Raw genomic sequence first — 13,150 nt, forward strand, 5'->3', positions numbered from 1 at the left:
ATGGTATTCGACGCACCTGACCACAGGGACCACGAGCAGGTAACACACTTTACAGATGAAGAGACGGGGCTAGAGGCAATCATTTCGATTCATGACACGACGCTGGGACCGAGCCTCGGTGGCACGCGTATTCTTGATTACGATACCGAAGAAGAGGCACTCACAGACGTACTCCGTCTCTCTCGTGCGATGACATACAAAGCTGCCGCCGCAGACCTCCATCTTGGTGGCGGCAAGGCTGTCATCATTGGTGACCCTGAGGAAATAAAAACAGACGCACTGATGCGGGCATACGGTCGTGCCGTTGACTGTCTTGACGGCCGATATATCACGTCTGTCGATGTCAACTCTGGTGTCAAGGATATGGAACTTATCGAGAGCCAGACCGACCACGTGGTTGGAACGAGTGACGGACTTGGGGACCCGTCGCCAATCACCGCACACGGTGTACTTCACGGACTCAAAGCCTGTGTCGAACACGTCTACGGAACGGATACGCTTTCAGATATTGACGTTGCAGTGCAAGGCCTCGGAAAAGTTGGTCACGGGCTTGCTGTCGGACTGGCCGAACGCGGTGCCTCGGTGACTGTCACAGATATTAACGAAGACAAGATGGCAGAGTTTACTGCTGAGTACGACGCGGAGGCGGTTGCCCCTGACGATATCTATGATGTCGACTGTGATGTGTTTGCGCCGTGTGCTTTCGGTGGCGCAATCAACGACGACACGCTTCCGCGTCTGACGTGTGATATCGTGGCCGGCGCAGCGAATAACATCCTCGCGGACGAGGAACGACACTCCGAGATGCTCAAAGACGAGGGTATTCTGTATGCACCTGACTACGTTATCAACGCTGGCGGCCTCATTACGGTCTACCACGAGCATCAGGGCGGTACCGAGGAACAGGCCTTCGAGGACGCCAAAGCGATTGGCGACCGTCTTCAGACAATGATTGAACGAGCCGAAGACGAGGATATAACGGTTCTCGACGCGGCAGACGCATACGCCGAAGAGCGAATCGGAAACCAAGATCGGACAACGCCTGCCCGGTCCTGGTAGAAAGTCAGTCACCGGACGTTTTTATTGACCGCCCCGAAACGGAGAGTATGACACTCGACCCCGTCCACGTGGACGGTATCGCGCAACTCGCGCGCCGGGTCACGAAAGAAGTCGACGATCAAGACCACACTGACATTGCCCAAGAGGCCTTCGAAGAGTTCCTCAACCCGCTGTTGGACCGCGATGGGGAGATCATTCTGGAACCTCTTGATGAGCTCAGCAGGCGACAGGTTGCCGTTGATGACGTGGCGCTCACCGAGTCACCGTTCCCGACACAGCATGGACTCGATGCCGGAACAATCAACCCAACAACGTTCAAGAACGGGCTGGTCATCGATGTCTCTCAGGCCGCGATGGCTGCTGTTCCCTCGGATATCGACCTGCATCGTGCCCGGACAATTGTCATGACTGTCCACACGAACGACGACACAATCGACGTACAAGACGCTGATTGGCGGATGGACGACGAGGGGTATGCGCGACGGCGTGTTCTGCACGCACCACGAGTCGACCGCTACGAGCAAACTGTCGTCCACGCACTGGCGCTGTATCGTGCCGAGAGCGAGCATGCCCTTGACCAGACAGACGTTGTCGACGACCTGCTGATTCTTGACGGCCCAATCTATCCAACAGGGCTGTTGAAGTGGGTTGAACGCGACCCCGAACTCAAACGACTCATCATCGAGCGGTCGGAGTTCACCGATGTCATCGAGAACTATCTCGAACTCGTCGAAGCGTTTGCAACACGTGATGTGCCCCTCGTTGGGTTCGTCAAGAACAGTAGCTCGAAGGCTCTGACACGCGAACTCCGACGATCGGTTGGCGCACCGTGGCTCAACGACGAGGCGTTTTTCCGTCGAGTACTCGAACGGACCGATGATGACGGCGACCTCCGAACTGACGCACTGACGTTTACAAACTGGTTTCGCTCACGCGCCGGAACGGATGCGGTTCTCTCTGATGAAACACTTTCATTGGATCACAGCCGAACACTGGACGACGAGGCGTACGAAGTCACCTTCTTCGTTGTCTACGACCCGCGGGAAGACCTTGTCTACCGCATTGAGTCACCACACTGTGTTACCCGCGATGAGAAGACCAGAGAGCAGTTGACAACACAGATACTTGCAGAGGTTGCCCGGGAGCGTGGGCCCCCACTAGCAGTTGAGAAAGCAGACGAGTTGGCACGCATCGACCGTGAGGGAAAGCAAACGCTCCGCCAGCGCATCGAAACAACCTTTGAGACGAGTCGCCAGCGGAGCTACAACGATAAACGGTGGGGCCCAATCGAGGGAATGGATATCGAGTAACGGTGCTAACTCGACAACGAAGGGACTCACCGGCTGCGCTGTCGTTTTATACGTTCCGAAGGGATTAACCAACGACATACAGCCCGAGAGGTGTTTACTCACTCCGGCTGAAAGAAAACAAAAATGCGACTGTTCGATACCCTGTTTGACGAAGATGCGAAATAACAACTGACTACAAACGCCGCGGAATCGAAGTACGCCATTGTCCTAAACGATGACCCGGACAACAGTTGGCATTGAGCGATTGGTATACACATGTCACGTCTGTTGCAGAACTCATAAACAACGGCGACGAAATTATGACAACTGGCTAGTTGCCGATGTGTACGCCTTTCTCAGCGATGGGCCTCGAATACGTTCCTGATGAGTTTCGTTTCAGCGGTTCGCAGGCGTTGAGATGTCGCCGACTTTGAGATGCCGAGTTGTTTGGCGAGCGTCGACAACTCTACCTTGCGTGGTCGCTCGTAGTACCCTTCGTGTAGAGCGAATTCGAGCGTCTCACGCTGCTTGTCGGTCAGCGTCCCTAACTCAAGCGTAACTACCTGGTCGTCGGTAAGTGTTGCTGGCATAATCTTCGCTGTTGTGGTGTCGACGCTCGCGTGCTGTATCGTCTGAAGGAGGTCCTGCAGTGCCTCCTGACCTGTCACCTCTAATACAACCTGTCACGGCTTGCTTCTGTCTGAGTTGTACATTTGTCTTTTGTGTGTCGAAAGGCTGAGCGACCGAGTACTGTTCGTACACGCGACAAAAGTCTACCTGAACCCGCTAGACAAGGGTGATTAGCCGAGTAGATACCGAAGCCACCTGTTGTTCTGGACGATACCTATCTCCTCAATGATGGAATCAAGCCCGACGACACGGCCAGCACCCCAGGCACCCAACCCAAACAGTAACAGCAGGTAGACGAACGTGCTGTCGACGACGTAACCGTGCTCAACTGGGAGACCCGCCATGAGACCGTCCTGCCAAGCAGCAGTCCAGAAGAACAACATCTGGATACCACCCATCAACGCAGCGAATCGGACCAACACGCCAAACAGAAGCGCTATCCCGATGAGCACCTGTCCGGTCACGACTAGGGGATCAACGACTGCCGCGAAATCTGCAAACCACATGAAAAGTCCATGTAACGGGTTTGAACCGGGGACAGCGTTTTCAAGGAATCCTCGAGATGACCAGACAACGGGGTCACCCCAGCCGCCTTCGGACCACTTTTCGAGACCGGCTTGTAAGAATACCCACGCCATCACGATTCGCAGGCTAAGCAGAGAGTATCCTAACCACGTCCCTGAGTAATTGAACGAAACATCTCGTCCGAGGAGTTCAGTATCAAGTATCTTATCATCCGACTGTTTAGTTGCCATTGGTCCTCACCTACGTGACAATACATCGAGATGTATAATACAGATTCTCCTGTATATTGGTCTTCTTTACGTACAATCCGCCGATTATACAGATTCGTATCCGAATGAATGCTGTCTGTGTACCTGCGCTCTTTGACTAAAACCACTATATACAGATTTAGTCTGTTACATAGGAGTTTATGTCAGTATTATCAGCGTTTTTATATCGTAGCTCCATGGTTGCACCTGATGTTCATCTCACTGGGACAGCGATGCCAGTACAACTGCACTATCAACTTGGAGGTCAGCAATAGCGTTGACACGTCTGTTCTGTTCTGTGGGCCGAGTACATCGCTGGCTGGCAACGGTGAGAGGTGAGTTCCGTTGTCTTCATCCCCACTCAGACCGCTCAAACAGTTGATTCCAAGCGTTATTCGCAAACATTACCTCGCAAAGTTTGGCTTGATTATCCTTGTAGTGATTCTTGCCACTGGTGGTGCCGGATTTTATTTTCAGCAAGAAGCATCAGCGGAGCTAACTACCCAAGTACACAACCAAATGGAGACTGTCGCGAGCCAAGAGGGAGATAAACTCACACAGTGGACGGATGAGCACCGCCAACACGTCAGGACACTGTCACGCGATTCAGTGTTTGGTTCCGGTGACCGAACAGAGATCGCCACAACACTTCTCTTTCTCCACGAAGATCAGCCTGATTCCGTTACTGCTATCCACTACGTCAATACCAACACCGGTGAGGTTCTCGAAAGCACAGCCAAGAATTGGAAAGGAGCCAATATAAACGACACACTGCAGTGGCGGGACAGTCCTGGGCTGGAATTTCGATTTACTCAATCTGTTGGCTCTTCACAGGTGTTCCAGTCTGACGGTGTGGACAAAATGGCGTTTACAAGCCCAACACACGCCAATACTGACAGCAGGGCTGTCGTAACTATGGTCAACACGGCGGAGATAACCGAGTCATTTCGGAACCCAATCGAGGGTGGTTACACACAGGTCATCAATAGCCAGCGTACTATCGAGTTAGCGAAGGAGCCAGAACAGATGCTGACCACCTACCGTGGCGCGACGGCTACCGCGCTCATCGACAGGGAGAAATCAGGAGTTGTAGAACTAGCGGAGACAGATGAAGTCGTTGCCTATGCACCTGTTTCAGGCATCAACTGGGTTGTCGTTACACATGCTCCCCAATCGAACGCCTACACGGTCATCTCAGCAGTCCGTAGTGAGTTTCTGTTTGTCATCGGCATTGCACTCGCGGGCTTTCTCATCCTCTCAGTTACCATTGGTCGCAACACTGTACGATCTCTCAACAGGCTAGAAACCAAGGCTACAGCGCTTGCCAACGGGAATGTCCAGACAGATATCGAACAGACAGACCGGATTGACGAAGTGGGGCGTCTCACTAATTCGTTCCAAGAAACACAGGCGTATCTTGAGACGGCCACAAAACAGACCGATGCAATCGCGACTCAAGACTTTGACGCCCCGGTCCTTGATGAAGAGGTACCCGGGACACTTGGCGACTCTCTTGACCGGACACGAACTGACCTAGAACAGTCGATCAAGGCACTTGAATTCGCACGCAAAGAAACGGAGACTGCTAGGAAAGAGGCCGAAGAGATGGCCACAGCCCTCACCGAGCAGGCAGCGGCGTACTCTGAGACGATGGAGCAAGTCAGCGACGGTGACATGACTCAGCGCATGACTGTCGATGGCAGGGAAGCGGCGATGGATCGGATTGGCACTGAATTTAACGAGATGGTTGATGAATTGGAGAAGACGATTGGACAACTCCAGAGTTACGTCGACGAGGTTGAGACAGCAGGAGCGGAAGTTGAACACAGCGTCAATACAGTACGGACAGCCAGTGAACAGATTGCAAGCTCCATTCAAAAGATATCTGATGATGCCCATAACCAGCGAGAACAGTTCGAGCATCTTTCGGAAACTCTTGGGGAGATTACAACTGAGATGGATAGTATCGCAGCGGAGACGGAACGGTCAGATATTAAGCAATTGTCGAAGCAACTCAAAGAAACTGAATCAGCAGTTACTGAGATGATTGACCTCAGCCAGCAGACGATGTCCGAAGCACAAACGGTTGCTGGAGCAGCACAGGAACAGGCTGCGGAACTCAACGGCGTCGCCGAACGAGCGGATGATCTCCAGCGCTATGCAGAACCGTTACGAATAATCCTCGAGCAGTTCGAGACTGAGCAACAACACGAGTTTGTTCTCTCTATTGGGTCTACTGGGTCAATGAGCCCATCAAAACTGCCCGGTGCAGACGAACAATAGCTAGCCATTTCGACCTGCGTTTCAATGTGTAAAAAGCGCGATGAAAGCTCTCTTTATGACACTATGTCACTACTATCGAACCGGTACTCTCTCTCATTTTCTAGGACGCATTTCAACCACCCACCATAGCTGGGATAACCTCTCTTTTTATCTGTGGGAGTATTCCCCGACAGAAATGAGTCGCTCTACAGACTCCACGTTTGTCTGTCCTGACTGCAACGGACCGATTGACGTCACCACCTCTACGCGCGAAGCCATCCTCAAAAGCGGTTGCCCTCGATGTGCTACACCTGTCTCACCCGACGATTTCGCTTGAGTACTGCTGGGTGCCTGTTGGTATCTCGGCGTTTGATTGGCTTGCCGATGGTTCCGTGCCGGATTCGTATGACAACTGCTGTCGAGAGCATCATGCTGTCGTTGGCCAGTTTTCTCAATATCACTGTCTGACGACTGTCTGACACCATTTAATTATGATGTGGGTCATAGTAAGTGTATGCGCATACGTCGAGGCGAGTTAGAGCGGATACGGTCGGTGCTTGAACAGACCGACCGGGAACAGCCGATGACGGCGCGCGAGATTCTTGAAGTACTCGACGAGCACGGCGAAGAGTTCGAGAGCGCACACCGTGTCGCAACGATTCTTGGTCGACACGCTCAGAACGGAACTGTCGAGGTAATCCGTGACCAACCCTACCGCTACCGGTTCATCGAAGAGCATAATTGACGGTCCCGTTGCTCATTTTTTGTTGTTACAACCTCACTGATAGCGTGACCTGACTGCAGTGGTCGAACGTAACTAACTCGGTTGTGTCTGTCCGAGCGACTCTGATAAACTCACAACTGCGGAAAAGTTTTCCCAGATAAAAATCTTTTTCAGCGGCTACCGGGTAGTACGTGTATGGTCAACAAAGACGACCTGCGCGAGCAGTTCATCGAAGCGTTTGAAGGAGCAGATTACCCGATCAAAAGCCCTATGGACCTCGTTCCGGCACTCCCGCAGGGTCCGTCAACGACGTTCGAGTCAGGCGACTTCTCGATGACTGCAATGGAACTGAACACAAAAATTAGCGGAGGCGACTGGCCCTACGACGACGTCGAAGCGTTCGTTGACGACGTCATTGACCAGCTTGAAGACCAAGACCTCTTCTAAGCGACTAAGATTCGAGTCTTCTCAGACGGTTTTGCACCGGACTGTGCTAGGCGTCGCCTACCCTGTCTGAGAAAGTAATGTACTTGTATGTCCAATCGGTAAGATTGCGTGAAGCCTTGTGGTGTAGTGGCCAATCATAGCGGCCTTTGGACGCATTCGGTTGTTCCGTCTGCGGAAGATAGCCGCTGACGCTGGTTCGAATCCAGCCAAGGCTACTGTTTTTTGAACACGCGCTGTCGAAGACCTCGCGATTGTGCACTCGGTAGGGTTAATGTGCTTCCAGCCAAGAAAGCGGTATGAGCATCCACGTTGCTATTATCGGTGCCTATGGAAGTGCAGGTGCTGCAGCCGCAGGCAAACTCGTCGACGAGTCGGAGGTCGAGCTGACACTCATCGATGACGGGGACCCCGGTGGCGGCCTCTGTATTCTTCGGGGTTGTATGCCATCGAAAGAGGTACTTTCAGCAGGGGCACATCGCTATCAGGCACGCCATGACGACCGGCTCGAAGGCAATCTTCCTGATGTCAACCTTGACCGTGTTGTCGAGCGCAAGGACGACCACACACTCGGATGGGCTGGCCATCGTCGTGACTCAGTCCAGGAGTATGCTGAACAAGAGAACGTGACGTTCATCCGAGACACTGCGACGTTCGTCGATGACCACGTTATCGAAGCCGGAGGCGAAACAATCGAACCTGACTACGTTGTCGTTGCTACTGGCTCGTCAGTGAATGTCCCTGATGTCCCCGGTATTGAGGATATTGACTACATGACTAGTGCAGACGTACTTGACGCCACGTCATTCCCCGATTCAGGTATCGTCATGGGGCTTGGGTATATCGGTCTGGAGATGGTCCCCTATCTTGCCGAGGCCGGTGAGATGGATATCACTGCAGTCGAACACGATAACCAGCCAATCGACGAAGCGCCGCCGGCGTTCGGGCAAGCTATCCTCGATATTTACCGTGAGGACTTCGATGTCGAAATCCCGACGAACGTCCACGAGCAACGGCTCGAACCGACCGAAGATGGCGGTGTACGACTCGTTTTAACAGATGACGATGGGAGCGAGATGGTCAGGGAAGCCGACCAACTGTTCTGTTTTACTGGTCGCCGCCCGTCGCTTGACCGCCTTGGACTGGAGAACACCAGACTCGAACCTGAAGGCTGGTGGGTCGAAGAGACTATGCAGGCCACTGATGACGAGCGTGTGTTCGTCGTTGGCGATGTGAATATGAAAGAGCCAATTCTTCACGTCGCAAAAGAACAAGCGTTCCAGGCGGCCGAAAATATCCTTGCACACGCAAACAGTCGAGAACTGGGAACCTACGATAACGTGCACCATCACGTCATTTTCTCGGGTCTTGGGGTCTATCCGTTCGCACGGGTCGGTCACACAGAAGAGTCCGCACAAGCAGAAGGCCACAGAGTTATCACAGTGACACGACAGGCAGCTGACGATGGGGTGTTCAAAACTAAAGACGTGCCCGCCGGCCTGGCAACGCTTGTTGTCGACCGCAACGATGGGACCGTGCTCGGCTATCAAGGACTGCATTACCACGCTGACGTGATGGCCAAAACGCTCCAGGTAATTGTCGAGCTTGGCCTCGACGTTCGGGACGTTCCGGACCGCGCGTACCACCCGACAACGCCAGAGATCCTTGACGGCCTGTTCCGTGAAGCTGCTGAGGCAGTCGAAGACGACTGACTGTTAGCTATCTCGCTCACCCGCAAGTGCTTCGTCTCTGAGCTCCCGACACTCTTGGGAGCCGACGGACAACGTCTCAACCGTGACTGGTGACTGGTTTTTGTCGACGGCAACGAAAACAAAATAGGAATCAGTCGTCTGTTCGCGCTCACCGGTTCGCGGGTTTTCGCGGTACACTTGTACGCGGACTCGGATACTACTCTCGCCGGTATCGTACGCATAGGATTCGATAACGCAGGTATCTCCCTGCGGCACTGGTCGTCTGAAATCGAGGTCGCTGATGTGTGCGGTGACACAACTCGTGCCTGCATGTCGCATCGCGCTCATCGCCCCAACCTCGTCCATCCATTTCACGACATTGCCCCCGTGGGCCGTCGCGTGATTGTTCGTGTCGTTGGGTTGGACCCGCTCTCGGTTTTCGATATGTGTCTCACTCACACTCGTCATACTATTTTATGGTATGTGTTAGCAAAAAGAGCGGCGCACGCTGTGAGGCAGACACCCATCGTTTTTCATCCATGATACTATTTTGCTCCGTCACAAAGTATCAGTTGATAATGGGTCGTTTCGACGGACCGAACCGACAGTCACGGCGGGCTATTCTCGCCGTCGCCAGTACAGTTGCGACAGCTGGCTGTCTAGATACACTCCAGACTGGTGGCTCAGATGGTAAACAGTCACAGACTGATACGGCAGTTGACGGGGCAACCGATACTAAACTGTCCGACGAACAGACAGCGACGGAGACAGAAACACCCGAGTCACACCCCTTGGCGGGCCGAACAGCAGTAGTCAGTATCGAACAGGTTGAGGCTGACCGCACGCGTCTTGAACAACTGCTCGGTGAGGCAATCACGTTCTGGAACGAGAACCACGAGCAGTATCTCTCCTATACAACGACCCTCGAATACAAACCTGCAGCAGACGACCCGACTATCGCTGTCTCAGAACGCTCCTCAATCGACGACTGTGGTATCCACGATGGCGGCGATTTTGCTGGCTGTGCGACGTATCTCACCGCTGGTGATGATGAAGGGCTACCAGCAGATGTGCGACTGGTCCCAGACGAGAGTGACTGGCTGTACCGGATGGTCATCAAACACGAATTGGGTCACGTACTAGGGCTTAGTCACGAAGACGAGCCTGCAAACATCATGGCAACTGCTATCAAAAAACGCTTTCCAGAGTTCGAGAAACGCCAGACAGTTTTGGATCTCCGCGACCAGTGGGTTATGGAGTACAACGCCGCTGCTGACACTCTCTCGACGGCGTTTGACCACGCCGAAAACGGCGAGTACGAGGCGGCTGCACGCGAGTACGAGACCGCCGGAGAGCAGTATCGGGCTGCCGCCAAACTGATAACATCGGCGTCTGAGACGGCAACGGAACTGAGTACATTCGAGCCTGCCAACCGTGACCGGCTTCTCGAAATGCTCGATTCAGAACAGGCGTTTGTCGACTCGATGCAGTCAGCAATCAAACGACTGCACGCGGGGAGTAAGCAGATTGTCGCCGATGAGGACGGGTACGAGACGTACAACAAAGGCGTAGACCTATACAACGCGACGATACAACAGTCACTGCCCGAAACTGAGGCATACATCGCGGCAGTCGGACTGGTGCATATCACCGTCGAATCTGACGACGAGTGAGTTACTCTTTGGCGTCGCGGTTGTAGATGAGGAACTTCATATCGCCCTCGAAAACTGCCACGTCGTCCTGATTGGTTACCACGGTGTCGATAGTCACCATGTTAGCATCGTCGACGCTGTCTATTTCCTTTTTCTCGATGACCTCCATCTCCATTGAGATGGTGTCGTCCATGTAGACGGGTTCGTTGACATCCATGTAGTTCATTCCGAGGAACGCGTAGACAGTCCGCTCGACGATACCTGTCCGGTAGACAAACCCGGTCGCAAGAGTGAACGTCATCGGGCCGTGGGCGACACGGGCACCGAACGGTCCGTCTTTGGCGTACTCGCTGTTGCTATGGAGCTCTGTCCAGTCTCCAGTGAACATAGAATGGAGTGTAAAGTCCGACTCAGTAACTGTTCGTCCGACCGTCTCGAAGGTCTGCCCTACTTCGAAATCTTCCCAGTGGTGTGGCTCATAGCTGTAGGCCATATCCGTGTTCTCTCAGAGAGCCAGTAAATACGTTCCGTTCGTACATGCCTCCGGCCAGGGTCGGCCACAGTTAAGACTCCGCGTAGAGAAGTATTGCTATGCACACGACGACCGATGAGGGCGTGCTCTACATTACCTTTGACAGACCGGAGTCGCTGAATGCATTCAACGGCGAGGAAGCGACTGCTCTCGCGGATGCAGTGGCAGATGCCGAGCCCGGGAGCCACGATGCTGTTGTTCTTACTGGGAAAGGAGAAGCCTTCAGCGCAGGCGGCGATATCGAGGCGATGGCCGAGCGCGAGGAGACACCACGGGCTGCGTACGAACGATACAATCGCACGTACGGGCGAGTCGCTGAGGAACTGTTTCGGTGTCCTGTTCCTGTCGTCGCCAAAATCAACGGTGACGCTGTCGGGGCAGGCCTCGCAGTGACCGCTCTCTCTGACTTTGCGTATGCTGTCGAGACCGCGACCTTCGGCTGTGCGTTCGTCCATGTCGGGTTGATTCCCGACACCGGCGGCTCGTATCTCCTGCCGAAACTGGTTGGGCTGCGGGCTGCCAAGCGCCTCGCCTTTACCGGCGAGTACTTTGACGCGACGGAGGCTGCTGACCTGGGACTGATAACTGAGACCGTCAGCGCCGACGAACTTGATAGTCGTGTTTCTGCCCTTCTCGATACACTCGGTGACCGGCCAACTGAAACAATCGCACTGGCAAAAGAGGCCATACACAACAACCTCGGACGACAGTGGGACGATGCAAGAGACCACGAGACGATGTTACAGATACAGGCCTACGGCTCCAAATCTCACGAAGAAGGCGTTGCAGAGTTCCTTTCGGACGGCAGCGAGTAAATAAATGGGCTCCGTGCATAGATAGTTGTATGCAGGATGCCTATATCGTCGATGCAGTCCGGACACCCTTTGGCAAACATGGGGGGTCGTTCAGGGACACACACCCACAAGACTTGGCCGCCGAACCGCTTCGGGCACTCAATGAACGGAACAGTCTCAACGGCGGCAACCCTGTCGAGGACGTTATCTATGGCTGTGTCTCGCCTGTTGGGGAGCAGGGAGTTAACATCGGGCGTCTGGCACCGCTTATTGCTGGGTGGGGCGAGGAGATGCCCGGTGTGCAACTGAACCGGATGTGTGGCTCAGGCCAGCAGGCGGTCAACTTCGCTTCCGGGAACGTCCGCGGTGGCCTCTCGGACGTGCTCGTGGCCGGTGGGGTCGAACATATGACTCGCGTCCCGCTCGCGAGCGACGTTGATACTGACGGCCAGCATTACGCCGACGAAAGTATCGTTACTGAAACATACTTCGAGCATTTTGATGAGCTGACAACACAGGGAGAGGGGGCAGAACGCATTGCTCAACAGCACGGACACGACCGCGAAGATGTCGACCAACTCGCGGTCGACTCACAGCGGCGCTGGGGCGAGGCTGTCGACTCCGGGGCCTACGACGAGCAAGTCGTGCCCGTCGAGACAACTCTCGATGGGGAGTCTGTCGTCGTAGACGAAGACGAACATCCGCGTCCTGAAACGACTCTCTCGACATTAGGTGACTTACCGCTGGTCTTCCGTGAGGAACAAGCGGGTGTCGTTCACGCCGGTAACGCTTCGGGAATTGTTGACGGCGCGGCAGGCGTCCTTGTCGCTGCTGGTACTGCCTGCGAGGAACACGGCTGGAAGCCGATGGCTCGTATTGTCGATACTCACGTCGTCGGTGTCGACCCAGCGACAATGTTGACGGGACCGATACCGGCAACAGAGCGTATTCTTGAGGAAAACGACCTTTCGGTCGACGACATCGACCGCTTCGAGGTAAACGAAGCATTTGCCCCGGTCGTTACCGCGTGGTTGGATGAAACTGGGGCAGACTGGGACCGGACGAACGTCTGGGGTGGCGCAATCGCTCACGGGCACCCACTTGGAGCAACTGGCGCAGCACTGCTTGGGAAACTTCCATACCAGTTGCAGGCGTGTAACGGGCGGTACGGTATCGCCACAATGTGTATCGGATTCGGGCAGGGGATTGCGACCCTCATCGAGCGTGTATGAGACGTATCGTGGTCACCATCACATTCTGCACACGGCTGTCTGTTGAAGCAGATGGGTTGTGATACGTT

The 13,150-nt window shown here is 54.2% G+C and carries 14 protein-coding genes and 1 tRNA gene; 11 read left to right on the forward strand and 4 right to left on the reverse strand.

Annotation, left to right across the window (positions count from 1 at the left end):
- Both N5098_RS05385 and N5098_RS05390 read left to right on the forward strand, forming a co-directional pair.
- Positions 1 to 1,059, forward strand: coding sequence for a Leu/Phe/Val dehydrogenase (locus N5098_RS05385; RefSeq protein ID WP_267636696.1), 1,059 nt, complete (start codon positions 1 to 3; stop codon positions 1,057 to 1,059).
- 47 nt (positions 1,060 to 1,106) lie between these two features.
- Entirely contained in the window at positions 1,107 to 2,369 is a 1,263-nt protein-coding gene (locus tag N5098_RS05390; RefSeq protein ID WP_267636698.1) for a DNA double-strand break repair nuclease NurA, read from the forward strand.
- A 335-nt stretch (positions 2,370 to 2,704) separates the two neighbouring features.
- On the opposite strand, the gene N5098_RS05395 is transcribed toward N5098_RS05390, so the two are convergent.
- Entirely contained in the window at positions 2,705 to 3,016 is a 312-nt protein-coding gene (locus N5098_RS05395; protein ID WP_267636699.1) for a helix-turn-helix domain-containing protein, read from the reverse strand.
- A 132-nt stretch (positions 3,017 to 3,148) separates the two neighbouring features.
- Positions 3,149 to 3,733: a DoxX family protein gene (locus N5098_RS05400; RefSeq protein ID WP_267636700.1), complete on the reverse strand. Its 585-nt coding sequence runs from the start codon at positions 3,731 to 3,733 to the stop codon at positions 3,149 to 3,151.
- Between the two features lie 363 nt (positions 3,734 to 4,096).
- Here N5098_RS05400 and N5098_RS05405 point away from each other — a divergent pair, with 363 nt between their 5' ends.
- From N5098_RS05405 to N5098_RS05425, 6 genes are all read left to right on the forward strand, one after another.
- Positions 4,097 to 6,034 carry a PDC sensor domain-containing protein gene (locus N5098_RS05405; RefSeq protein WP_267636702.1) on the forward strand — a complete coding sequence of 646 codons (1,938 nt, stop codon included), beginning with the start codon at positions 4,097 to 4,099 and terminating at the stop codon, positions 6,032 to 6,034.
- 175 nt (positions 6,035 to 6,209) lie between these two features.
- Positions 6,210 to 6,350: a DUF7560 family zinc ribbon protein gene (locus N5098_RS17675; protein ID WP_438267322.1), complete on the forward strand. Its 141-nt coding sequence runs from the start codon at positions 6,210 to 6,212 to the stop codon at positions 6,348 to 6,350.
- Positions 6,351 to 6,527: 177 nt separating this feature from the next.
- On the forward strand, positions 6,528 to 6,758 hold the full coding sequence (locus N5098_RS05410; RefSeq protein WP_267636703.1) for a hypothetical protein: 231 nt from the start codon (positions 6,528 to 6,530) through the stop codon (positions 6,756 to 6,758).
- 174 nt (positions 6,759 to 6,932) lie between these two features.
- Positions 6,933 to 7,184: an MTH865 family protein gene (locus tag N5098_RS05415; RefSeq protein WP_267636704.1), complete on the forward strand. Its 252-nt coding sequence runs from the start codon at positions 6,933 to 6,935 to the stop codon at positions 7,182 to 7,184.
- Between the two features lie 112 nt (positions 7,185 to 7,296).
- Positions 7,297 to 7,399: transfer RNA gene (locus N5098_RS05420), tRNA-Gln, on the forward strand.
- 81 nt (positions 7,400 to 7,480) lie between these two features.
- A complete protein-coding gene (locus N5098_RS05425) occupies positions 7,481 to 8,893 on the forward strand; it encodes a dihydrolipoyl dehydrogenase family protein (protein ID WP_267636705.1) in 1,413 nt (470 codons plus the stop codon).
- 3 nt (positions 8,894 to 8,896) lie between these two features.
- On the opposite strand, the gene N5098_RS05430 is transcribed toward N5098_RS05425, so the two are convergent.
- A complete protein-coding gene (locus tag N5098_RS05430; protein WP_267636707.1) occupies positions 8,897 to 9,340 on the reverse strand; it encodes an acyl-CoA thioesterase in 444 nt (147 codons plus the stop codon).
- 110 nt (positions 9,341 to 9,450) lie between these two features.
- Here N5098_RS05430 and N5098_RS05435 point away from each other — a divergent pair, with 110 nt between their 5' ends.
- On the forward strand, positions 9,451 to 10,545 hold the full coding sequence (locus N5098_RS05435) for a matrixin family metalloprotease (RefSeq protein ID WP_267636708.1): 1,095 nt from the start codon (positions 9,451 to 9,453) through the stop codon (positions 10,543 to 10,545).
- Position 10,546: 1 nt separating this feature from the next.
- On the opposite strand, the gene N5098_RS05440 is transcribed toward N5098_RS05435, so the two are convergent.
- The gene (locus N5098_RS05440; protein ID WP_267636709.1) at positions 10,547 to 11,017 is read right to left on the reverse strand and encodes a MaoC/PaaZ C-terminal domain-containing protein; all 471 of its coding nucleotides are present in this window, start codon (positions 11,015 to 11,017) and stop codon (positions 10,547 to 10,549) included.
- A 98-nt stretch (positions 11,018 to 11,115) separates the two neighbouring features.
- Between N5098_RS05440 and N5098_RS05445 the strand changes: the two genes are divergently transcribed.
- Together N5098_RS05445 and N5098_RS05450 are read left to right on the forward strand one after the other, a co-directional pair.
- The gene (locus N5098_RS05445) at positions 11,116 to 11,871 is read left to right on the forward strand and encodes an enoyl-CoA hydratase/isomerase family protein (RefSeq protein WP_267636710.1); all 756 of its coding nucleotides are present in this window, start codon (positions 11,116 to 11,118) and stop codon (positions 11,869 to 11,871) included.
- 29 nt (positions 11,872 to 11,900) lie between these two features.
- Positions 11,901 to 13,082: a thiolase family protein gene (locus N5098_RS05450; RefSeq protein WP_267636711.1), complete on the forward strand. Its 1,182-nt coding sequence runs from the start codon at positions 11,901 to 11,903 to the stop codon at positions 13,080 to 13,082.
- Positions 13,083 to 13,150 lie beyond the last annotated feature (68 nt).

The sequence above is a fragment of the Halovenus rubra genome (assembly GCF_026586665.1).
GTDB lineage: Archaea > Halobacteriota > Halobacteria > Halobacteriales > Haloarculaceae > Halovenus > Halovenus rubra.